The sequence below is a fragment of the Tardibacter chloracetimidivorans genome (assembly GCF_001890385.1).
Lineage (GTDB): Bacteria > Pseudomonadota > Alphaproteobacteria > Sphingomonadales > Sphingomonadaceae > Tardibacter > Tardibacter chloracetimidivorans.
Genome location: NZ_CP018221.1, coordinates 2,447,643 through 2,468,058, shown reverse-complemented (window position 1 = coordinate 2,468,058; position 20,416 = coordinate 2,447,643). Strand labels below are relative to the sequence as shown.

At 65.2% G+C, this 20,416-nt stretch carries 21 protein-coding genes and 1 tRNA gene; 12 read left to right on the top strand and 10 right to left on the bottom strand.

All coding sequences use genetic code 11. The annotated features are described in order from the left end of the window. Positions 1-284 precede the first annotated feature (284 nt). Positions 285-623 carry a P-II family nitrogen regulator gene (locus tag BSL82_RS12690; protein WP_072597839.1) on the top strand — a complete coding sequence of 113 codons (339 nt, stop codon included), beginning with the start codon at positions 285-287 and terminating at the stop codon, positions 621-623. Positions 624-684: 61 nt separating this feature from the next. After that, entirely contained in the window at positions 685-2,097 is a 1,413-nt protein-coding gene (gene glnA / locus BSL82_RS12685) for a type I glutamate--ammonia ligase (protein ID WP_072597838.1), read from the top strand. 108 nt (positions 2,098-2,205) lie between these two features. Here glnA and BSL82_RS12680 read toward each other — a convergent pair whose 3' ends face one another. Together BSL82_RS12680 and BSL82_RS12675 are read right to left on the bottom strand one after the other, a co-directional pair. Next, a complete protein-coding gene (locus BSL82_RS12680; protein WP_072597837.1) occupies positions 2,206-2,475 on the bottom strand; it encodes a hypothetical protein in 270 nt (89 codons plus the stop codon). Positions 2,476-2,625: 150 nt separating this feature from the next. Continuing rightward, positions 2,626-3,366 (bottom strand): TorF family putative porin, encoded by a 741-nt coding sequence (locus BSL82_RS12675; RefSeq protein ID WP_072598781.1) that lies wholly within the window; start codon positions 3,364-3,366, stop codon positions 2,626-2,628. Between the two features lie 393 nt (positions 3,367-3,759). On the opposite strand from BSL82_RS12675, the gene BSL82_RS12670 reads away from it, so the two are divergent. After that, entirely contained in the window at positions 3,760-4,152 is a 393-nt protein-coding gene (locus BSL82_RS12670) for a hypothetical protein (protein WP_158010887.1), read from the top strand. On the opposite strand, the gene BSL82_RS12665 is transcribed toward BSL82_RS12670, so the two are convergent. Both BSL82_RS12665 and BSL82_RS12660 read right to left on the bottom strand, forming a co-directional pair. Then, positions 4,133-5,668: a phospholipase D-like domain-containing protein gene (locus tag BSL82_RS12665; RefSeq protein WP_335743893.1), complete on the bottom strand. Its 1,536-nt coding sequence runs from the start codon at positions 5,666-5,668 to the stop codon at positions 4,133-4,135. The two genes, BSL82_RS12670 and BSL82_RS12665, sit on opposite strands and share 20 nt — an antisense overlap. A 61-nt stretch (positions 5,669-5,729) precedes the next feature. Then, positions 5,730-5,815, bottom strand: a tRNA-Tyr gene (locus tag BSL82_RS12660). A gap of 80 nt (positions 5,816-5,895) precedes the next feature. Here BSL82_RS12660 and BSL82_RS12655 point away from each other — a divergent pair. Beyond that, positions 5,896-6,648 (top strand): TrmH family RNA methyltransferase, encoded by a 753-nt coding sequence (locus tag BSL82_RS12655; protein WP_072598780.1) that lies wholly within the window; start codon positions 5,896-5,898, stop codon positions 6,646-6,648. A gap of 39 nt (positions 6,649-6,687) precedes the next feature. Then, positions 6,688-7,380: a hypothetical protein gene (locus tag BSL82_RS12650; RefSeq protein WP_072597834.1), complete on the top strand. Its 693-nt coding sequence runs from the start codon at positions 6,688-6,690 to the stop codon at positions 7,378-7,380. A gap of 13 nt (positions 7,381-7,393) precedes the next feature. On the opposite strand, the gene BSL82_RS12645 is transcribed toward BSL82_RS12650, so the two are convergent. Next, the gene (locus BSL82_RS12645) at positions 7,394-8,767 is read right to left on the bottom strand and encodes a glutamate--cysteine ligase (protein WP_072597833.1); all 1,374 of its coding nucleotides are present in this window, start codon (positions 8,765-8,767) and stop codon (positions 7,394-7,396) included. A gap of 50 nt (positions 8,768-8,817) precedes the next feature. Beyond that, a complete protein-coding gene (locus BSL82_RS12640; protein WP_072598779.1) occupies positions 8,818-9,561 on the bottom strand; it encodes a 16S rRNA (uracil(1498)-N(3))-methyltransferase in 744 nt (247 codons plus the stop codon). Between BSL82_RS12640 and ubiA the strand changes: the two genes are divergently transcribed. The 3 genes from ubiA to BSL82_RS12625 are packed head-to-tail and all read left to right on the top strand — an operon-like array spanning position 9,555 to position 12,663. Then, positions 9,555-10,496, top strand: a complete 942-nt coding sequence (gene ubiA, locus BSL82_RS12635; protein ID WP_072597832.1) for a 4-hydroxybenzoate octaprenyltransferase — start codon at positions 9,555-9,557, stop codon at positions 10,494-10,496. The genes BSL82_RS12640 and ubiA overlap by 7 nt on opposite strands. A 15-nt stretch (positions 10,497-10,511) precedes the next feature. Next, positions 10,512-11,858: a TldD/PmbA family protein gene (locus BSL82_RS12630; protein ID WP_072597831.1), complete on the top strand. Its 1,347-nt coding sequence runs from the start codon at positions 10,512-10,514 to the stop codon at positions 11,856-11,858. After that, positions 11,851-12,663 carry a 3'(2'),5'-bisphosphate nucleotidase CysQ gene (locus BSL82_RS12625; protein WP_072597830.1) on the top strand — a complete coding sequence of 271 codons (813 nt, stop codon included), beginning with the start codon at positions 11,851-11,853 and terminating at the stop codon, positions 12,661-12,663. The genes BSL82_RS12630 and BSL82_RS12625 overlap by 8 nt, the downstream gene beginning before the upstream one ends. On the opposite strand, the gene BSL82_RS12620 is transcribed toward BSL82_RS12625, so the two are convergent. Further along, positions 12,587-13,024: a CoA-binding protein gene (locus BSL82_RS12620; protein ID WP_072597829.1), complete on the bottom strand. Its 438-nt coding sequence runs from the start codon at positions 13,022-13,024 to the stop codon at positions 12,587-12,589. The two genes, BSL82_RS12625 and BSL82_RS12620, sit on opposite strands and share 77 nt — an antisense overlap. Before the next feature lie 10 nt (positions 13,025-13,034). Next, positions 13,035-14,018, bottom strand: a complete 984-nt coding sequence (locus BSL82_RS12615; RefSeq protein ID WP_072597828.1) for an Mrp/NBP35 family ATP-binding protein — start codon at positions 14,016-14,018, stop codon at positions 13,035-13,037. 81 nt (positions 14,019-14,099) lie between these two features. Between BSL82_RS12615 and hflK the strand changes: the two genes are divergently transcribed. From hflK to BSL82_RS12595, 4 genes are all read left to right on the top strand, one after another. Then, complete coding sequence (gene hflK / locus BSL82_RS12610; RefSeq protein WP_072597827.1) at positions 14,100-15,137, top strand: FtsH protease activity modulator HflK; 1,038 nt, start codon at positions 14,100-14,102, stop codon at positions 15,135-15,137. Further along, entirely contained in the window at positions 15,134-15,994 is an 861-nt protein-coding gene (gene hflC, locus BSL82_RS12605; RefSeq protein ID WP_072597826.1) for a protease modulator HflC, read from the top strand. The genes hflK and hflC overlap by 4 nt, the downstream gene beginning before the upstream one ends. A 97-nt stretch (positions 15,995-16,091) precedes the next feature. Further along, positions 16,092-17,630: a DegQ family serine endoprotease gene (locus BSL82_RS12600; RefSeq protein WP_072597825.1), complete on the top strand. Its 1,539-nt coding sequence runs from the start codon at positions 16,092-16,094 to the stop codon at positions 17,628-17,630. A gap of 72 nt (positions 17,631-17,702) precedes the next feature. After that, entirely contained in the window at positions 17,703-19,343 is a 1,641-nt protein-coding gene (locus tag BSL82_RS12595; protein WP_072597824.1) for a helicase HerA-like domain-containing protein, read from the top strand. 7 nt (positions 19,344-19,350) lie between these two features. Here BSL82_RS12595 and BSL82_RS12590 read toward each other — a convergent pair whose 3' ends face one another. Together BSL82_RS12590 and lspA are read right to left on the bottom strand one after the other, a co-directional pair. Further along, on the bottom strand, positions 19,351-19,782 hold the full coding sequence (locus BSL82_RS12590; RefSeq protein WP_158010885.1) for a DUF3035 domain-containing protein: 432 nt from the start codon (positions 19,780-19,782) through the stop codon (positions 19,351-19,353). Beyond that, the gene (gene lspA, locus BSL82_RS12585) at positions 19,782-20,402 is read right to left on the bottom strand and encodes a signal peptidase II (RefSeq protein ID WP_226998459.1); all 621 of its coding nucleotides are present in this window, start codon (positions 20,400-20,402) and stop codon (positions 19,782-19,784) included. Before lspA ends, BSL82_RS12590 begins: the two co-directional genes overlap by 1 nt. Positions 20,403-20,416 lie beyond the last annotated feature (14 nt).

The window sequence follows — 20,416 nt, the reverse complement described above, 5'->3', positions numbered from 1 at the left end:
GGCCCCTGCGAATCCTGTTTCGGAGGCGGTTTTCGACGGAAGCCGCGTGGTGATTCGCGCCTCGTCGCGCTGGATGCGAAGGCAGGCGGGTGGCCTGCCTAATTGTTAGGCAGAGGCAGCCGAACTGCCCAAAGGTTAAGCTCCAAAACCGCCTGAAAATCGGCTTTTCTGGCGATATGCGGGTAAGAGTCGACTTGGCACGCTTGCTGCGTTACGCGCGGCAGGGGAAGGCGGTTTCCGTTTGTACGGAAGTCGCCCAGCGACAAACCGGAAGGAAGAGCGCCGTGAAAAAAATCGAGGCGATCATCAAGCCGTTCAAGCTGGATGAAGTGAAGGAGGCCCTTCACGAAGTCGGCGTGTCCGGCATCACCGTCACCGAGGCCAAGGGCTTCGGTCGGCAAAAGGGGCATACCGAGCTTTATCGCGGCGCTGAATATATCGTCGATTTTCTCCCCAAGGTGAAACTTGAGGCGGTGGTCGACGACGATCTGGCGCCGCGCGTGGTCGAAGCCATCCAGAATGCCGCCCATACCGGACGGATCGGGGACGGCAAAATCTTCGTGATGCCGGTGGAGGAGGCGATCCGCATCCGCACGGGCGAACGTGGATCCGACGCGATCTGATTATCCTGACCTAACCAACCCGCGCGGATGCAAGGCCGCGTATCAATAGAGCGAGGGCACCATGGCGAACGACGCCGCAAAGATTCTGAAGATGATCGAAGAAAATGAGGTCGAATGGGTCGATCTCCGCTTCACCGACCCGCGCGGCAAGTGGCAGCATCTGACGATGGCCAAGCGCGCCGTCACCGACGACATGCTGGAAGACGGCTTCATGTTCGACGGTTCGTCGATCGCCGGCTGGAAGGCCATCAACGAATCCGACATGATCCTGAAGGCCGATCTGGACGCGGTCTATATGGACCCGTTCTCGGCGACCCCGATGATGATCCTGATCTGCGATATCGTCGAACCGTCGACCGGCGAACTCTATGCACGCGACCCGCGCTCGACCGCCAAGCGCGCCGAAGCCTATCTGAAGGCAAGCGGCATCGGCGACACCGCCTATGTCGGTCCGGAAGCCGAGTTCTTCGTGTTCGACGACGTGAAGTTCGGCCTCAGCTACAACGGCGGCTTCTACTCGCTCGACGACGTCGAACTGCCGGTCAACAGCGGTCGCGATTATGAAGGCGGCAACATGGCGCACCGTCCGCGCGCCAAGGGCGGCTACTTCCCCGTCGCCCCCGTCGACAGCTGCGTCGACCTGCGCGGCGAGATGGTTTCCACCATGCTCGAAATGGGCCTGCCCTGCGACAAGCATCACCATGAAGTCGCCGCCGCCCAGCACGAGCTGGGTCTGGAGTTCGGCACGCTGGTGACGACGGCAGATCGCATGCAGATCTACAAATATGTCGTGCACCAGGTCGCCCATGCCTATGGCAAGACCGCGACCTTCATGCCCAAGCCGATCAAGGAAGATAACGGCTCCGGCATGCACACGCACATTTCGATCTGGGACAAGGGCAATCCGCTGTTTGCCGGCAACGGCTATGCGGGCCTGTCGGAGACTGCACTCTACTTCATCGGCGGCATCATCAAGCACGCCAAGGCAGTGAACGCCTTCACCAACCCGTCGACCAACAGCTACAAGCGGCTGGTTCCGGGTTATGAAGCGCCGGTGTTGCTGGCCTATTCTAGCCGCAACCGTTCGGCTTCCTGCCGTATTCCTTATGGCACCGGCTCCAAGTCGCGCCGCGTGGAAGTGCGCTTCCCCGATGCGACCGCGAACCCGTATCTCGCCTATTCGGCGCTGCTGATGGCCGGGCTCGACGGCATTCAGAACAAGATCCATCCCGGCGACGCGATGGACAAGAACCTCTATGACCTGCCGCCGGCCGAACTGGCCGAGGTGCCGACCGTCTGCGCCTCTCTTCGCGAGGCGCTGGAATCGCTTGCCGCTTCCAAGGAAGTCTTCACCAAGGGCGATGTGTTCACGTCCGACCAGATCGACAGCTACATCGAACTGAAGATGGAAGAGGTCGCCCGTTGGGAGATGACCCCGGCTCCGGTCGAGTTCGACATGTACTATTCGGCCTGATCTCCCCTAGGCCTTTCGATACGGAAACGCCCCGGCATTGCCGGGGCGTTTTCTTTTGAGCGGGACTGACCCGCCGGATTGTCGCCGCTGCTTGGGGGCGTTTGCGTGTCAGCCCACGCCCTGTCCCGGCGGATCGCTGGCCGGGAAGGATTCGTCCGAGGCCTCATCCTCCTTCGTCCATTTGGCGGGCTCCGTGCGCATGCCGGTCGGCCCCGCCGACCTCACGCTGCCTTCGCCGCTGCGAACGGCCGCGCCGTCGCCGGGCTGGTGGATATTCCGTTTGTTGCTGAGCATCTTGCCCGCCAGCATCGCAATGCCGCCCAGCACCGCCCCGCCGATGGCGGGCCCCAACACGCTTCTGCCAAGAGCAAATGCCATTTCAAACCCTTCCATTGTCGCAATATTGGAAGAACCCGCGCCGGCCTTGAATGTTCCTCGCGCCTGCCGCGTCGCCCCCCCCCGTGCGACCAAAGAAAAAGGCCCCGGCGGTCGCCCGCCGAGGCCTTTCCCAAGTCTCTGTGTCTGCGCTTAGAAAGAAGCGCCGATCGAGAACACGACGCCGTCCTGCGCAATCTTGCGGGTCGGGTCCATGAACAGGTCGTCACCCTTGCTGATGCTGGTGTCGACATAGGACACGCCGAAGTTAAGCGCCTTCCAGCTTGCCGAAGCGCCGATCGACCAGTCGCTGTAGCTGCCGTTCAGGCCGCCGAGCGAACCGTCGGTGTAGCCATAATGCGCCTTCAGCGTGAGGGGCGTTTCCGGAATGGCGGCCGACACATCGGTGAAGACATAGAGGTTGTCGTCGCTGCCGATTGCGTCCTGATCAGGCGCATAGGCAACGCCCACCTTCGCTTCCAGCGGGCCGAAAGCGCCGCTGACCGAGGCATAGGGCTCCGCATAGTCGGTGCCGGTGGTGCCCGGGTACAGATACCACAGCAGGCCGACGTCAACGGTCATGCCGCCGAGGTCGGTCGTGTAACCGCCGTAAACGTCGATTTCGGTGTTCGATCCGCCGAAGCTGCCGAAGCCGGAGAGGCCCGAGCCCCAGGTGCCAACGTAGAAGCCGGAATCATGCGAAACGCCGAAGCCGCCCTGGATCGTCGCGTCACGATCGGACAGCGAAATACCGCGGAAGCGATAGTCGGAAACGATGGTGGCGCTGCCGGTTACGGTCAGGCCATCGGCGGGAGCGTCCTGCGCAAGAGCAGGCGTGGCAACCAGTGCGCTGGCGGCAAGCGCCGCAGCGAGCGTGATCTTGGAGATAGTCATCAAATTCCCCTTCAGTAACAGCACAGGCAAAATCTTGTTCGATCCTGCGAGCCCGCGTGTCCGGCGCTTCATTGAAAGCTACAAAAGAGCGCCGTGACCCATCGGGTACGACGAACATGGCTACCCGCCTTGCGGCGCACAAGAAAAATATGCGGCGATCGCGAAGGGTGACACGGAGTTGTTGCAGGAATGCAACAAACTGATTCCACAAGAAGATTCGTGCATCGCCAGAAAAAACCGCTTCATCGCTGGAACAGGCGCGTGCCCTCCGCGTTGCAACGCACCACAATCTCTTCGACGTAAGAGATTTGTTACCGCTGGGTGCTAGTCAAAGCTGCAATGTCCGGGGAATCGCATCTTGAAACGTCAGGCCATCGTCCCGCGCCATCCGGCGTGAGCGGCGTCAACCCGGCTACCGGCCTCGCCAGCGATTACCTCAATCACTTCTACGAGCCGTTGATGCTGCTGGAGCATATCGATGCCGAGCCCGACCTTCTGGACGATCTGGCCGCCTGGTGCCCGAGCAGCTACGCGGGGCACATCGGGCAAAGCGGCCGACCCGATCGCGAGCTTCTGCTGACCGCCTACAGGGACGCGCAGCCGCGTGTCCGCCGCCGCTTCGACAGCGTTGCCGAAGAAGCCGGGCGCGCCACGGCCGCGGGGCTGGAAGGCCTTGTCCGCACGGCGCGCGGCGGGGGCAACGTCGCGCAGGTGGCGTCGTCGCTCACGGACATGCTGCGCCGCTACATCCGGCGGCTGGACGCGATCATCCACGGCCGCGCGTGAAGGAAGGCCGGCGCATGTGGCGGCTCCAGCGACGGAACAGGCCCCGCTGGGCATAGGGCTCGAACATCTCGTCCGGCGATTCCGGGTCCAGCACTTCGTTGTCGGCGAGCTTCTTCTCGATTTCGTTCAATGGTGGCGGCTCGAACGGAACCAGCGTCTTGCCCTTGCCGCGCACCTGTTCGATCACAGCGATGATCGAATCGCCGTTCTCCGTAATCAGTCGCACGATGGCTTCGGGTTCGACGCCGAGATGTTCGGCCATCAGGCGCGTGCGAATGGCGGCAATGGTCCGGCGGTTGGTCGCGTTAGTCGCTCCGGCTTCGATCGTAACGTCGCATTCGCTGTCCAGCCCCAGCGAGCGGTTGTTCATATTGGATGAGCCGACGCGCAATATCACGTCATCGACGATCATGATCTTGGCGTGGACATAGATCGGGTCGCCCGCCTCGGTGACGGGTGTGTAGATGCGAAACCGGCGGCGATGGTCCAGCTGCTCCAGCTTTTCCATCAGCCTCGCCCTCGCGCTTCCCATTGCTTCTTCCTGAAGCGGGCCGTCCGCCGTTTCCGGGTTGATCAGCACGATCTCCGGAGGATCGGGTTCGGCCAGCCGCGCGGCCATCGCCTCGGCGATCTTGCGGGACGCGAAATACTGGTTCTCGGCATAGATGAAGCGGCGCGCAGAGGCGATCATGTCGAGATAGAGCCGCTCGATCTCCCGCAGCCCATCCTCGCCTTCGTGGTTTGGGCGCGTGCGCGAAATCGCCACGGGAAGATCGCGGAAATCGGGCTTCAGCCACTCGGGCCAGATGTCATCGCCGGTCGCGGAAGGAACCGGCAGCGCGTCCCCGCATGCGCGTCGCCAGCGGTCGCGGCCGATTTCGCCAAGCGCCTTCGCCGCTTCGCTGTCCAAGGCGACGGTGGCGTCGTGCCACGCGCCATAGCACCTTCCTGAAGGCCGGCGGCGGCGCGGATCGTCGTCGAGATGCGCCGATGTATCCCAGCGGTCCGCCGTCATGTCGATCCCGCCGCAAAAGGCGAGCGCATCATCTATCACGACGATCTTCTGGTGGTGGGCCGCGCCGATGGGATGAGCGCTGTCGAACTTGAAGGTGATGTTGCGCCGCCTCGCCCAGCGCAACGATGTCAGCACGGCCCTGCCTCGACCAAGCAGCTTCACCGCTCCAATGTTCCACATCAGCACATGAATCTGAAGCTGGGGACGCCGCCGGGCCAGCCACAGGATGAAATCGCCAAGCCGGTTCGGGTGGTCACCGTCGTCGGCGTCCGGGTCCAGCTTGATGCGCGGGTCGAAATCCCAGCAGATCAGCAATATCTGCTCTTCTGCCCGCAGCATCGCGTCGCGCGCGGCGCGGAAATAGTCGGCGGCGTCGATCACGACCGCATGGCGCTGCGTAAGGGCGACGGTCGCGCAATTCCTGCCTGGTTCGAACAGCGCATTGCCGCGCATGAACAGCCTCTCCCCGATCAGAGCGCCGCGATCAGAACGGCGGTGCAATCAACCAAACGCACGGGGAGCGTTTTCGTTGTCGATCCGGAAGAGTGCCGATGGAAGGGGGTGGTGGACGGGGTTGGATTTGAACCAACGTAGGGAAAACCCGGCAGATTTACAGTCTGCTGCCATTGACCGCTCGGCCACCCGTCCATGGGGTCTCGCATCAAGAGGCGGCGTATTTGGCGAAAGGAGCCTTGCCTGTCAACGCGCTTGGCAACAAAAGGCGGCCCATGGCTCGCAAACATGTTTCCCAACGCTCCCATGCCGCAAATCGTCTTCGCTTCTGGGGGCGCCATGCCGTGGAGGCGGCGCTCGCCAATCCGCGGCGCGTTGCGCGGCGGCTGGTCGCGACGCGCGAGGCTGTCGCACGGCTGGAGCTTCCCTCCGGCCTCCAGGTCGATTTTGCGGACGCCGCCGGGCTGGGGCGGCTGGTTCCCGACGATGCGCCGCACCAGGGGCTGGTGCTGGAGGTGGAGCCGCTCGACGAGGTTTGGCTGGAGACGGTGCTGGAAGACGTCAGCCGACGGCCGCTGGTGGTTCTGGACCAGGTGACCGATCCGCACAATGTCGGCGCAATCCTGCGATCGGCGGCCGCCTTCGATGCGCTTGCCATCGTGACCCAGGACCGCCACGCGCCACCGGAATCGGGCGCATTGGCCAAGGCGGCGTCGGGCGCGCTGGAGCGGGTGCCATGGGTGCGGGTGGTGAACCTCGCCCGCGCGCTGGACGAGATCGCGGCGGCGGGCTTCTGGCGGATCGGGCTTTCGGGCCATGCCGAACGGTTGCTGGACAGCGCGCTGGGGGAAACGCGCCCGGCGCTGGTGCTGGGCGCAGAGGGTGAAGGCCTGCGTCAGAATACCGCCTCGCATTGCGACGAACTGGCTCGGCTGCCGATCTCGTCGGCGATAGAAAGCCTCAACGTGTCGAACGCCGCCGCCATAGCGTTATACGCCGCCGCGACCCGGCGGGGGATGACAGGTTAAGGCGCAGCGTCTAGTCTTTCGCACCCGGGGGAGACGAAGATGCGCTGCACGACCAGCCTGTTGATCGCAGCCGTTGCGCTGCTGCTTGCCGCCTGCGTCCTTTCGCCCGGCAAGTTCGAATCAGATCTGACGATCGGCAAGGATCGCAGCTTCACCTTCCGCTATCAGGGGGAAGTCATCGCCCTCGATCCGACCAGCGCGATCGAGAATATGCCGACCACGGGCGGTGAAAAGGATTCCGCCGCGCTTGCGGCCGAGAAAGCCGAGAAGGCGAAGAAGGAAGCCGAACGCGACGCCAAGTACAAGGCGATGGTCGAAGCGTTCTCGAAGGAAAAGGGCGTCCGCAAGATCAGCTATGCAGGCGACGGCCGGTTCATGCTGGATTACGAGATTTCCGGAACGCTGGACCACGGCTTCGTCTTTCCGTTCAACACCGATGCGGAAGTGGCCGTGCCCTTCATCGCAATCGAATTGCGCAAGGACGGCGTTGCGCGGGTGAAGGCGCCGGGCTTTGTCGGATCGGCGCGGGAATCACCGATTCCGGGCATGGGATCGCTCGGCGGACCGAACGGCACCGCCGAAGGCACGTTCACGATTCGCACCGACGCCAATGTGCTCATGCACAACAATGAAGCCGGGCTGAAATCGGAAGCCGGGCGCAATGTGGTGTCCTGGCGTGTCACTCCGCTCACCAAGGAAGCCCCGGTGATGACGGTGCAGTTCGCCAAATAGGCGGTGCCGTGAGCTAGAAGCTTTCTTCCAGATAGATGCGGGACAGGTCGCCTTTCCATTCGCCGTGATAACGGTCGAGCAGGCGCTCGGCGGGCGTCTTCCCGGTGGCGATGATCTCGCGCAGCGGATCAAGGAAGCCGACTTCATTGTCCCCGACGCTGTCAAGGCGCGCCCGGGCGGCAAGGCCGGATGCGGCGATGTCCAGAATGCGTCGTCCCAGCTCCAGGAAGCTTCGTCCGCGCGGCCCTGTTGCGCCGAGCCCCAACTTCGGCACTTCCTCGCGGATCCGGTGATGGTCCTCGATCGTCCAGTGCTTGACCTCGTCCCATGCGGCATCGAGCGCCGCATCGTCATAGAGCAGCCCCACCCACAGGGCGGGAAGCGCGCAGATGCGGTTCCACGGGCCCCCGTCGGCGCCCCGCATCTCCAGAAAGCTCTTCAGCCGCACTTCCGGAAAGGCGGTCGACAGATGGTCGATCCAGTCGCTCTCGCGCGGCTTTTCGCCCGGAAGCGCCGGAAGATCGCCCTTCAGGAAATCCCGGAAGGACTGGCCCGCCGCGTCGATGTACCGGCCGTCGCGGTAGACGAAGTACATCGGCACATCGAGCGCATAATCGGCATAGCGTTCAAAGCCGAAACCCTGCTCGAACACAAAGGGCAGCATGCCGGTCCGATGGGGATCGGTATCGGTCCAGATATGGCTGCGATAGGATAGAAAGCCGTTGGGCTTGCCTTCCAGAAAGGGCGAGTTGGCGAACAGCGCGGTGGCGAGCGGCTGAAGCGCAAGGCTGACGCGGAACTTCTTCACCATGTCCGCCTCGCTGCCATAGTCGAGGTTGGTCTGGATGGTGCAGGTCCTCAGCATCATGTCGAGGCCAAGGTCGCCGACGCGCGGCATGTGCCGCAGCATGATGCCGTAACGCCCCTTGGGCATGATGGGCAGGTCTTCGCGTTTCTTGTCGGGCCACATGCCCAGGCCAAGGAAGCCCAGGCCAAGTTTCTCCCCAACCTCGCGCACCTGCTTCAGATGCCGTCCGGTTTCCGCGCAGGTCTGATGCAGGTTGTCGAGCGGCGCGCCCGACAGTTCAAGCTGGCCCGCCGGCTCCAGGCTGACGGTGCCGTCCTCGCCGGAAAGCGCGATGACCTTCCCGCCTTCCTCCACCGGCTTCCAGCCATAGGCGGTGAGCGCCATCAGGAGATCGTATATGCCGCCCGGCTCGTCATAGGAGGGCGCGCGATGATCGGCGGTGCGGTAGACGAACTTTTCGTGTTCGGTCCCGATACGCCATTGTTCCGGGGGCTTGCTGCCCTGCTCGAAGACGCGGATCAGTTGCCCGCGATCCTCGATCGTGGGGTCTTCGCCTGCTGTGTCGGTTCTTGTGCTCATTGAGGCGGCCTGTATCGGGAGTTGGCTTCCGGCGCCAGCGGTAACAATGTTCAGCCTGTGCGCCAGTCGCCTTTGCCGGCCATCCACAAGCTGACGGCCGCCACCGCCGCCGTGTCCGCGCGAAGCACCCGTGGGCCAAGCGAGACGCGCTGAACCGTTGGAACAGCCAATATCCGGGTTCGTTCCGCCGGGTCGAAACCGCCTTCGGGGCCGATCAGGATCGCGGCGCTTGCGGCCGTGGCGGGCAGCGCGTCGAGAAGCGGTTCTCCGCCTTCCTCATCGGCGAAGATCAGCGTCCGGTCCTGGGGCCATTCGTCCAGCAGCCGTTCAAGCGGGGTCAGCCCGGCCAGTTCGGGCAGCGCCGTCCGTTCGCACTGTTCGGCCGCCTCCACCATATGCGCGCGCAGGCGTTCGGAATTGAGCCTGTCCACGACCGTCCGCCGGGTGAGCACGGGCACGAAGCGGCGGACGCCCAGCTCGCACGCCTTTTCCGCCACCCAATCCGCCCGGCCCTTTTTTATCGGGGCGGCGCAGAGCCAGAGGTCCGGGACGATCTCGCGTTCGGACAGCCGCTCCTCGACCTGAACCGTCGCCCGCTTGCGGCCGACATCGGCCATCCGGCCCAGCCATTCCCCGGTGCAGTCGTCGAACAGGCGCACGGGCTCTCCCGGCTGGCGTCGCATCACCTGCACCAGATAATGGGCGGCGGCCTGCGGCAGCTCCACCACGATTCCGGCGGCAAGCTGCGTCTCGACGAACAGGCGCGGCGTGGTAGAGAAGGCGGCCGATGACATCCCCGCCGACTAGCACCAGACCGCCCGATGCGGAAGCGCCGCTGACGCCCGACAGCCAGCAGCATGGCTGGCTGCGGCTGCTGCCTGCGGCGTGGACGGACTATGCGCTGCTCGCCCGGCTGGACCGGCCGATCGGCTCCTGGCTGCTGTTCTGGCCCTGCGCATGGAGCGTCGCGCTGGCGGGAACCTTGCCGGGCGACTGGGCGCTCTTGCTGTGGCTCGCGTTGGGGTCGGTCGCGATGCGCGGCGCGGGCTGCGTCTACAACGACATCGTCGATCGCGATCTCGACGCGCAGGTGGCGCGCACGCGACAGCGGCCCGTGGCGTCGGGCCGGGTGTCGGTGAAAAAGGCATGGGCGTGGCTTATTACGCTGTGTCTGGTCGGGCTTGTCGTGCTGCTGCAACTGCCGTTGCTCGCGCAGGCAATTGCTCTGGGATCGCTCGCGCTGGTCGCCGCCTATCCGTTCATGAAGCGAATCACCTGGTGGCCGCAGGCGTGGCTCGGGCTGGTCTTCACCTGGGGCGCGCTGGTCGGCTGGCCCGCTGCGACCGGCCGCTTCGACTGGCCCGCGCTTGCCCTTTACGCCGGGGCGTTCTGGTGGGTGATGGGGTACGACACCATCTATGCGCTGCAGGATGTGGAGGACGACGAGATCGTGGGCGTCAAATCGTCCGCGCTGAGGCTGGGCGCGCGGAGCGTGGCGGGGATCGCCTTTTTCTATGGCTTCGCGCTGGTCGGGCTTGGCGCGGCCTTGTGGCTGAAGCTGCCCGACCCGCTGGTTTTCGCAGGGCTGATCCCGGTTGCTCTCCATTTTCTGTGGCAGGTCGTGACGCTCGACCCCGCCGACGGCACCAGCGCGCTTCGCCGCTTCCGGTCCAATCGTTTTGCAGGGCTGCTGATTTTCATGGCGGCCCTTGCAGTGGGCAGCGCCTAAGCCCTACATCGGGGAATGCTTTCCGTACCCGAAGCGCTTGATCGCCTGAACACCGCCCTTGCCGCCGCCAGACAGGCGGGCGCAGATGCCGCCGACGCCGTCTATGTGGGCGATCTTTCAACAGGCGTGCAGGTTCGGCTCGGCGCGCTGGAAGATGTGGGTAGCTCGGAAGGGGAGGAAATCGGAGTCCGGCTCTTCTTCGGCACCCGGTCGGCCAGCGTGTCCACGTCCGATCTGGGCCCGGATGCGCTCATCGCGTCGGTGGAGCGGGCGGCCGCCATGGCGCGCGAGACGCCCGAAGATCCCTATGCCGGTCTTGCGCCTGAAGACATGCTGCTGCGCGCCGCGCCGCATGACCTGGAGCTTGACGACGGCGGCGTCGCCACGCCGGAAACATTGAAGGAGATGGCGCTTGCGGCCGAAGCCGCTGCGCGTGCGGTGCCGGGCGTGACCAACAGCGAGGGCGGCAGCGCCAGCATCGGCCGGGCGACCGTTGCGATCGCCACCTCGCACGGCTTCGAGGGCGGCTATTCGGGCACATCCTACGGCACGTCGGCCAGCGTGATCGCCGGGTCGGGCAATGGCATGCAACGCGACTATGCCTATCGTCAGGCCCGGCATCTGGCGGATCTGGAGGCGGCCGAATCAATCGGACGGCGCGCGGGCGAGCGCGCGGTCCGGCGGTTGAACCCGGTGAAGCTCAAAAGCGGGGCGATGCCGATCGTGTTCGATCCGCGCGTCGGGGCCGGCCTGCTGGGGCATCTGATCGGCGCGATCACCGGGTCCGCCATCGCCCGCAAGACCAGCTTCCTCCTTGACGCCAGGGGTGGCCAGGTGTTCGGCAAGGGCATCACCATCCGTGACGACCCGCACAGGCCGCGCGGGCTCAGGTCAAAGCCATTCGATGGCGAAGGCCTGCCCACCGCGCCGCTCGCGATCATTGACGACGGCGTGCTGACCGGCTGGCTGCTGGATTCTGCATCGGCGCGCCAGCTTGGCGAGCGGCCCACCGGACACGCCAGCCGGGGCGTCAGCGGCCCGCCGGGCGCGGGGGCCACCAATCTCTACATGGAGGCGGGCGACCTTACGCCAAAGGAGCTGATGGCGGGCATCGGACAGGGCCTCTATGTGACCGAGCTGATCGGCCACGGTGTCAATCCGGTCACCGGAGATTACAGCCGGGGGGCGTCGGGCTTTCTCATCGAAAATGGCGAGCTTGGCCCCGCCGTCGCCGAGATCACCATCGCGGGCAATCTGAAGGACATGTTCCTGAACCTGACGCCCGCGTCCGACCTTGAGTTCCGCCGCGCAGTGGACGTGCCGACGATCCGCGTCGACGGCATGACGGTGGCGGGTGCCTGACCGGCTGATCGACGCGCTTTCCACCATCGCCCGCGAGGCGGGGGAACTGGCGCTGCGGCGCTCCGGCGAAACCTATGGGCGCTGGGAAAAATCGCCCGGCAATCCGGTGTGCGAGATCGACCTGCAGGTCAATGAACTGCTGCACAAGCGTCTTTCCGCGCTGGACCCGGAAGCAGGATGGCTGTCGGAGGAAACCGCCGACAACCGCGACCGGCTGGACAAGGCGCGGGTCTGGGTGGTCGATCCCATCGACGGTACGCGCGATTATGTGCGTGGCCGCGCCGGCTGGGCCATATCGGTTGCGCTGGTGGAACACGGCCGCCCGGTGATTGGCGTACTGAACGCGCCGGCGCGCGGCGAGCATTGGGAGGCGGTGCTGGGCGGGGGAGCGAGGCGGAACGGCATCGCCCTGTCGGTCAGCGCGCATTCGGAACTGGCGGGCGCGCGGATACCGTCGGACAAGCTTGCTGCGAGGAACGCCCATCTCACCGCCGTGCATCGCCCCAATGGTATTGCGCTTCAGATGGCGATGGTTGCGGCCGACGAGGCGGATATGGCGGCGTCGCTGCGCTGGGGCAATGAATGGGACATCGCGGCCGCTGCGCTGATCGTGACGGAGGCGGGCGGCAAGGTTACCGACGCGCTTGGAAACGCCCTGTCATTCAATGCCGACCCGCCGCGCGCCTTCGGCGTGCTTGCGGCCGCGCCCGGCATCCATTCGGCAGCCGTCAGGCACTTGCAGGCACAGGCGGCAGAGCTAGCCGCGCGATCTCGATCTTCGGGCAGCGGTTCATCACGACCTTGAGCCCTGCGGCTTCGGCCCTTGCCGCCGCCTCATGATCGATCACGCCCAATTGCATCCATACGGCCTTTGCGCCGGCCGCGATGGCGGCGTCCACGGCCTCGCCCGCCGCCTCTGAACGGCGGAAGATGTCCACCATGTCGACAGCCACGCCCAGCTGCGACAGCTCGCGCCAGACATATTCGCCGTGAACATGCTCTCCGGTGATCTGCGGGTTGATCGGGATGACGCGATAGCCATGGTCCTGCAGCGCCTTCATGACTTCGTGGCTCGGTCGATCAGGCCGGTCCGATGCGCCTATCATCGCGATGGTGCGCACCGATTGCAGCAGCTCCCGGATTTCCTCGTCGGTCGCGAGTGGCATGTGTCTCTCCTCAGCCCAGCGCCGCCGACACCTGCCGGGCGATCGCCATGAACGCATCGGCCTGCGGGCCTTCGCCGGCGGCCGGCGGCGTCCCCGCATCGGACGCCGTGCGGATCGCGATGTCCAGCGGCACCCGGCCAAGGAAGGGAACGCCCAGCTGCGCGCAAGTTTCCTCCACGCCCCCGGATCCGAAGGGGTGCGACACCTCGCCGCAGCTTGGACAGGCATAGCCGGACATGTTCTCGATAAGCCCGATGATCGGCACGTTCGTCTGGCGGAAAAGGTCGATTCCGCGCCGTGCGTCGATGAGGGCGAGATCCTGCGGAGTCGAGACGATCACCGCGCCCACCGGCCTGTGCTTTTGCACCACGGTGAGCTGGATGTCGCCGGTGCCGGGCGGCATGTCGAGCACGATCGGATCGGTGTCGCCCCATTCCGCATCGGCGAGAAGCTGGTTGAGCGCGCCCGCCACCATCGGCCCCCGCCAGGCGATGGCACGGTCGGTATCGATCATCATGCCGACCGACAGCGCCCGGATGCCGTGCGCCTCCATCGGGATCAGCTTCTTGTCGACGGCCTGCGCCCGCTCCTTCGTGCCAAGCAGCGTCGGCACCGACGGCCCATGAATGTCGGCGTCGATAAGCCCCGCCTTCATCCCCAGCCGGGCGAGGCCGACCGCGAGATTGGCGGCGACGGTGGATTTGCCGACCCCGCCCTTGCCGCTTGCAACGGCGATGAGCCGCCGCTGGCGACGTTCGGCGGTACGCACGATGCGGATGTCACGAACTCCCACAACACCGGTTCCAGCCTCGCGGATCCGCGTTTCGAGCTGGCTGACCGCGTCGCCGGAAAGCCCGTCCACGGCGAGGACCAGGGTCGCTACGCCATCGCGTATCACCGGCGGGGGCAGCCGGTTCGCAGCCAACAGGCCCTTGCCCGTCAACGGATCGGCGATGCCGTCCAAGGCGGAGGCAAGGTCATTTTCCATCGTCATTGGCGCAACACTCGCAATTCAAGGATAGCGTTCGTATATAGGCAGTCATCAAGATCGGAAGTGCCGATTTCCAGGAGCGTAATGGCATTGAACAATGAAGGCGGTTCCCAGGGCCCCTGGGGTGGAAGCGGTGGCGGCGACGGGGGCGGCCCGCGCAACCCTTGGGGCAATGAGCCTCCGCGGGGGCCGGGCCGGGGCAACCGCCCGTCCAATGTGGATTTCGAAAGCCTGATCCGCAAGGGGCAGGAGCGCCTGCGTTCCTCCATCCCGGGCGGCGGCGGCGATCCCCGGCGCATGTGGCTGATGATCGCCGGCGGGTTGATCGCCCTCTGGATCGTATTCGGCAGCTTCTATCGCGTCGATCCGCAGGAACGCGGCGTCGTGATGCGCTTCGGCAAATATGTGGAGACGACGGGCCCGGGCATGCACATGAAGCTGCCGACGCCGATCGACACGGTGCAGAAGGTGCCGGTTGAAACCGTCTCGTCCATCGACATCGGCTCGACCAGCTCCGACACGCAGAACCTGATGCTGACCGGCGATCAGAACATCATCGACATCGCCTATGCCGTGCGCTGGAAGATCCGCGATCCCGAACGTTTCCTGTTCGTGCTGGCGGAGCCGGAGGACACCATCCGCGAAGTGACCGAAAGCGCGATGCGGGCGGCGATCAGCAGCGTCACGCTGAATGCGGCCATCGGTCCGCAGCGGACGCAGATCGCCGACCTTGTCCGCGAAAGGGCGCAGGAAGTGCTCGACAGCTATAACGCCGGCGTCGACGTTCTCGGCGTCGACATCAAGCAGGCCGATCCGCCCAAGGAAGTGGACGAAGCCTTCAAGGACGTGTCCGCCTCGCAGCAGGACGCGCAGAAATATCTGAACGACGCCAACGCCTATGCGCAGCAGCTCACCGCGCAGGCGCAGGGGGAGGCGGCGTCCTTCGACCGGGTCTATGCCGAATACAGGCTGGCGCCCGAGGTGACACGGAAACGCATGTATTTTGAAACCATGGAGAATGTCCTGTCCAACGTCGACAAGACCATTGTCGAGGTGCCCGGCGTGCAGACCTATCTGCCGCTGTCCGAAGTGCAGCGCCGGACGAAGGAGGCGCAGCAATGATCGAATCGATCATGCGTCGCCCGTTCCTGTGGCTGGGCGGACTCTTCGCGCTGTTGCTGGTGCTCAGCTCGACCTTGTTCGTGGTTCCGGAAACCAAGCAGGCCATTGTCGTCCGGCTCGGCAAGCCGAACCGGATCGTCAACGCCTATGACGAGCGCCAGGCCTTTGGCCTGACCGGCGCCGGGCTTGTCCCCCGCATCCCGTTCATCGAGACGGTGCTGATGATCGACAAGCGCGTGCTCGATCTCGACATGGCCCCGCAGACGGTGCTTTCGACCGACCAGTTGCGGCTGGTGGTGGATGCCTTCGCCCGGTTCCGGATCGTCGATCCGCTGCGCATGTACCAGACCGTCGGCACCGAGGAGCGGGTCGCAGACCAGCTTTCGCGCATTCTCAGTTCAAGGCTCAGGAACGAACTGGGCAAGCAGCCGTTCGCCGCGCTGCTCAGCCCGGAACGCGGCGTGCTGATGGACCAGATTCAGACGTCGGTGAACCAGGCCGCGCGGCGCTATGGCGCGGAGGTGGTCGACGTCCGCATCAAGCGCGCCGATCTTCCCGCCGGGACGCCGCTCGACAGCGCGTTCGAGCGGATGCGGACGGCCAGAAGGCTGGAAGCCGCCTCGATCCGCGCCCAGGGCTACAAGCAGGCGCAGATCATCCGGGCCGACGCCGATGCGAAGGCGGCCGGCATCTATGCCGAAAGTTTCGGCAAGGACGCGGAGTTCTATTCTTTCTACCGGGCGATGCAGTCCTATCGCCGGACCTTTGTCGAAAAGAACGGAAAGGGCGAAGCCAGCGTCGTTCTTTCGCCAAGCAACGAATATCTTCAGGAGTTCAAGGGGCGTTCGATCCGGTAGCGTTTGTCCGAAGGCGCAGCGCATTCAACGTGCGTTAAGCCGGAGCCTTTGATTGATTGCCTGGCATCAGGCGGAATTGACCAGGAGAGACAGTCTCGTGCGTTACGCATATGGAATAACTGCAGCGCTTCTTGCCGGCGGCGCTGCCGCCACCCTGGCGCTCCAGCAGCCGGTGGGCGCCCAGGCCCCCCAGAATCAGCCGGGCGCGATCAGCGCCGCAACGCCCCGGCCCGGCGCGCCCATGAGCTTTGCCGATCTGGCGACTCGGCTTCAGCCTGCGGTGGTGAACATATCCACCACGCAGAAAATACAGGTGAACCGCTTTCCCGGCTTCCCTTCCGGCACGCCGTTTGACGAGTTTTTCCGCCAGTTCGGGGGCGGGGGAGAGCCGGTCACCCGTGAGGCGACGTCGCTTGGCTCGGGCTTCATCATCTCGCCCGATGGCTATGTGGTAACCAACAACCACGTCATTTCCGGCGGTCAGCCCGGACCCGGCGGCGCGGCTTCACCGGTTGAAAGCATCACCGTCACCCTCGCCGACCGGAAGGAATACAAGGCGCGCATCGTCGGACGCGATCCGCTTTCGGACCTGGCGCTGCTGAAGATCGACGCAAAGGACCTGCCGTTCGTGCGGTTCGGCGATTCGACGAACACGCGCGTGGGCGATTGGGTGGTGGCGATCGGCAACCCCTTTGGCCTTGGCGGCACCGTGACTGCGGGGATCGTGTCGGCGCTTCACCGCAATATCGGCGCGGGCGCTTACGACCGCTATATCCAGACCGACGCTTCGATCAACCAGGGCAACTCCGGCGGTCCGATGTTCGATCTGTCGGGCAATGTCATCGGCATCAACACCGCCATCTATTCGCCCACCGGCGGCAATGTCGGCATCGGCTTTGCAATCCCGGCCGAACAGGCAAAGCCGGTCATCGACGCGCTCCGGAGCGGCGGATCGGTGAAGCGCGGCTATCTGGGCGTCGGCATCCAGCCGATGACGGAAGACATCGCCGCCAGCCTCGGGCTGCAGAAGGACCGGGGCGAGATCGTCGCGCGCGTCGAGCCGGGCGAGGCGGCCGCCCGCGCGGGCATTCGCCAGGGCGACGTGATCGTGAAGGTCAACGGGCAGGAAGTGACGCCCGAGAACACGCTTTCCTATCTGGTGGCCAATCTGCCGATCGGGACGCGGGTGCCGATCGAGCTGATCCGCAACGGCAAGCGCATGACGGTGACCGCTGTCGTGGGCGAGCGGCCATCCGAACAGAAGCTGGCCGAAAGCCTGGGCGGCGACTTTTCCGAGGAAGGCGCGCCGGCCGACAACGAACAGGCCGCGCAGGCGGGTCTCGGCATCTCGCTCCAGACGCTGACGCCGCAGATCGCCAGCCAGCTTCGCGTGCCGGAGACGACCAAGGGCGTGGTGATCGCGGCGGTCAATCCGTCAAGCGACGCCGCGCAGAAGGGCCTGCAGCGCGGCGACATCATCCTGTCGGTCAATCAGCAGCCGGTGACCACGCCGCAGGAGGCCGCCAAGGCTGTCGCCGCGACGCGGCAGGCGGGCCGCGACAGCGTGCTCCTTCTGGTCCAGCGCGGCCCCACGCCCGGCCGCTACGTCGGCGTACAGCTGAGCAACGGCGGCTAAATCTTCGCTTCCTGTGACAAGGGACCTCGCGCTACACAGTGCGGGGTCCTTTTTCATTGAGGGAGCGGGGGCATGGCGGACGGCGGCATCTTCATCGGCCAGGGCGGTGGAACGCCGCAAGTGCTCAATCTCAAACGCGCCAATCGCCACGGCCTGATCGCGGGCGCGACCGGCACCGGCAAGACCGTGACGCTACAGGGACTGGCGGAGGGCTTTTCCAATGCCGGCGTCCCGGTTTTCGTCGCCGATGTGAAGGGCGATCTGTCGGGCCTCGCCATGGCAGGGTCGCCGCTCGCAAAGGCGCATGACGCCTTCACCACCCGGGCACGGGAGATCGGCCTTGCCGATTACGCCTACGCGGACACGCCCGTCCAGTTCTGGGATCTGTTCGGCGAGCAGGGGCACCCGATCCGCACCACCATTTCCGAAATGGGGCCGGTGCTGCTTGCCCGGCTGATGGGCCTGAACGACACGCAGGAAGGGGTGCTGACCATCGCCTTCCGTTTCGCGGACGAACAGGGCCTGCTGCTGCTGGACCTGGCTGATCTGCAGGCGATGCTCGCTCATTGCGCGGAGAATGCCCAGGCGCTTTCCGCGCAATACGGCAATGTCACCAAGGCCAGCGTCGGCGCGATCCAGCGTCAGTTGCTGCAGCTCGAATCCCAGGGCGGGGCGAAGTTCTTCGGGGAGCCGGCGCTCGACATATCCGATTTCATCGGCACCGACGACAAGGGGCGCGGCTATGTGAACGTGCTTGCGGCTGACAGGCTGATGTCATCGCCCAGGCTCTACAGCACCTTCCTGCTCTGGCTGCTGTCGGAGCTGTTCGAGACCCTTCCCGAGGTGGGCGATCCCGACAAGCCGAAACTGGTCTTCTTCTTCGACGAGGCGCATCTGCTGTTCGAGGATGCACCAAAGGCCTTGCTGGACAAGGTGGAACAGGTGGTGCGCCTGATCCGGTCCAAGGGCGTCGGCGTCTATTTCGTCACGCAAAATCCGGTGGACGTGCCGGAAGATGTCGCAGGCCAGCTTGGCAACCGGGTGCAGCATGCGCTGCGCGCCTTCACGCCGCGCGACCAGAAGGCGATCAGGGCGGCGGCGGAGACATTCCGCGCCAATCCAGGTGTCGATGTCGCGACCGCGATCACCGAGCTGAAGGTCGGCGAGGCGCTGGTGTCGCTGCTGCAGGCCGATGGCGCGCCGACCCCGGTGGAGCGGACGCTTATCCGCCCGCCTTCGTCGCGGTTGGGGCCGCTGAGCCCGGCGGAGCGGGCGGCCGTTATCCAGAGTTCGGCAGTGGCAGGAAAATATGAGGCGGCCGTCAATCGCGAGTCCGCGCACGAGATGCTGGCGGAGCGCGCCGGGGAGGCGGTCGTCGCCGATGATGCGGCGCCTGCCCAGCGCAGCGGCGGCGCTGCCGGTGGGGGCGGTTGGATCGGGCGTGTCGGCAAGAAGCTGGTGATGGCCGTCGCGGGCGCTTTCCTTGCCTCAAAGGCGCGCGACATTGGCGATCAACTTTCCGGCAGAAGCCCCCGCCGCCGTTCAGCCAACGCCACCCGCACCGCCGCTGGAACCGCGGGCAGCACATTGGGCTATGAAATCGGCAAGGCCTTCGCCGGAGAGATGGGCGGCCGCATCGGCAGGGGCGTGCTCGGCAGCTTTTCGCGCAACATGGCGGACAATCTGTCCCCCAGAAGCCGGAAGGCCCGTTAGCCGGTTGCTATCCGCCGATCCGGACCGATGCCGTTTCGCCGCCTTGCGTTTCCGGCTGGTTGACCAGTTCTGCGGTGAAAGCACCCTTGTTGACCACATTGGTGCCGGGATCGCCCACTGTCGACCGCGCGCCGATGGTGGCGTCGGGAGTCGCCCCGGACTGATCGAGCAGCTTCTGTTCCGAATCGCTCTTGGGCGCGGCGCGCATGGTATCGCCGAACAGCGCCCGCAGCGCCTGACCCTGCGAATCAACCTCCAGCGGGCGCGGCGCGCCTGGCTTTGGCGGGGTAAGCGCGAAATCGGGCGGAATCACCAGCGGCGTCGCGCGGGACACGGCAAACTCGTCCGGCCTTTCCCGGTTCAGAAAGCCGCCGCCCCCGCAGGCGGAAAGCGCCAGCGCGAGCGCCGGAACGGCCAGTGCGTAATTCACCTTCAGCATCAATAGAACTCCCCATCCGGGCGTCTGTCCGAACGTGAGAACAACGCGCGGAGCAACAGGATCACGACACCGATGCTAATCGCCGCATCGGCAAGGTTAAAGACAAGAAATGGACGCCACTCGCCAAAATGCAGGTCGAGGAAATCCACCACATAGCCGAAGCGCACCCGATCGGTGATGTTGCCGAGCGCGCCGCCCAGCACCAGGCCCAGCGCCAGCGTATCGCCCATGCGCCGCTCGCGCCACAGCCAGACGGCGACCACGGTTGCAATGGTGGCCGTGAAACCGACCAGCAGCCAGCGCTCCATGTCGCTGCCCGCCGTCAGGAAACCCATGGATACGCCGCGGTTTTCCGTCCAGGTCAGGTCGAAGATCGGCAGCAGGTGGATATTGCCGACCGCGCGCAGGTTGAGCGGTCCGATGATGAACCATTTGAGCGCCTGATCGGCGGCGAAAACGAAAAGCGCGAAGGAAAGGCCGAATACGCGGTGCGGCCGGTCGGTTGCGAACGGGCGTGCCTGCTCGTCCGCCTGCCCGGAGGGCGGAGGCAGCGGACCATCGCTCAGCGGCTCGAACTGCGGTCGCCGCCTGTCATGCATCGGATGGCCTGATTCAGCCATGAGCCGCGCTTTCC

What these genes read in the sequence shown, in the direction of transcription:
- BSL82_RS12650 (WP_072597834.1), top strand. Translation starts at nt 6,688, where the DNA reads ATGCGCTGCACGACCAGCCTGTTGATCGCAGCCGTTGCGCTGCTGCTT.
- BSL82_RS12655 (WP_072598780.1), top strand. Translation starts at nt 5,896, where the DNA reads ATGGCTCGCAAACATGTTTCCCAACGCTCCCATGCCGCAAATCGTCTT.
- BSL82_RS12620 (WP_072597829.1), bottom strand. Translation starts at nt 13,024, where the DNA reads ATGCCACTCGCGACCGACGAGGAAATCCGGGAGCTGCTGCAATCGGTG.
- BSL82_RS12615 (WP_072597828.1), bottom strand. Translation starts at nt 14,018, where the DNA reads ATGACGATGGAAAATGACCTTGCCTCCGCCTTGGACGGCATCGCCGAT.
- BSL82_RS12590 (WP_158010885.1), bottom strand. Translation starts at nt 19,782, where the DNA reads ATGCTGAAGGTGAATTACGCACTGGCCGTTCCGGCGCTCGCGCTGGCG.
- lspA (WP_226998459.1), bottom strand. Translation starts at nt 20,402, where the DNA reads ATGGCTGAATCAGGCCATCCGATGCATGACAGGCGGCGACCGCAGTTC.
- BSL82_RS12680 (WP_072597837.1), bottom strand. Translation starts at nt 2,475, where the DNA reads ATGGCATTTGCTCTTGGCAGAAGCGTGTTGGGGCCCGCCATCGGCGGG.
- glnA (WP_072597838.1), top strand. Translation starts at nt 685, where the DNA reads ATGGCGAACGACGCCGCAAAGATTCTGAAGATGATCGAAGAAAATGAG.
- BSL82_RS12640 (WP_072598779.1), bottom strand. Translation starts at nt 9,561, where the DNA reads ATGTCATCGGCCGCCTTCTCTACCACGCCGCGCCTGTTCGTCGAGACG.
- BSL82_RS12595 (WP_072597824.1), top strand. Translation starts at nt 17,703, where the DNA reads ATGGCGGACGGCGGCATCTTCATCGGCCAGGGCGGTGGAACGCCGCAA.
- ubiA (WP_072597832.1), top strand. Translation starts at nt 9,555, where the DNA reads ATGACATCCCCGCCGACTAGCACCAGACCGCCCGATGCGGAAGCGCCG.
- BSL82_RS12630 (WP_072597831.1), top strand. Translation starts at nt 10,512, where the DNA reads ATGCTTTCCGTACCCGAAGCGCTTGATCGCCTGAACACCGCCCTTGCC.
- hflK (WP_072597827.1), top strand. Translation starts at nt 14,100, where the DNA reads ATGGCATTGAACAATGAAGGCGGTTCCCAGGGCCCCTGGGGTGGAAGC.
- BSL82_RS12645 (WP_072597833.1), bottom strand. Translation starts at nt 8,767, where the DNA reads ATGAGCACAAGAACCGACACAGCAGGCGAAGACCCCACGATCGAGGAT.
- hflC (WP_072597826.1), top strand. Translation starts at nt 15,134, where the DNA reads ATGATCGAATCGATCATGCGTCGCCCGTTCCTGTGGCTGGGCGGACTC.
- BSL82_RS12675 (WP_072598781.1), bottom strand. Translation starts at nt 3,366, where the DNA reads ATGACTATCTCCAAGATCACGCTCGCTGCGGCGCTTGCCGCCAGCGCA.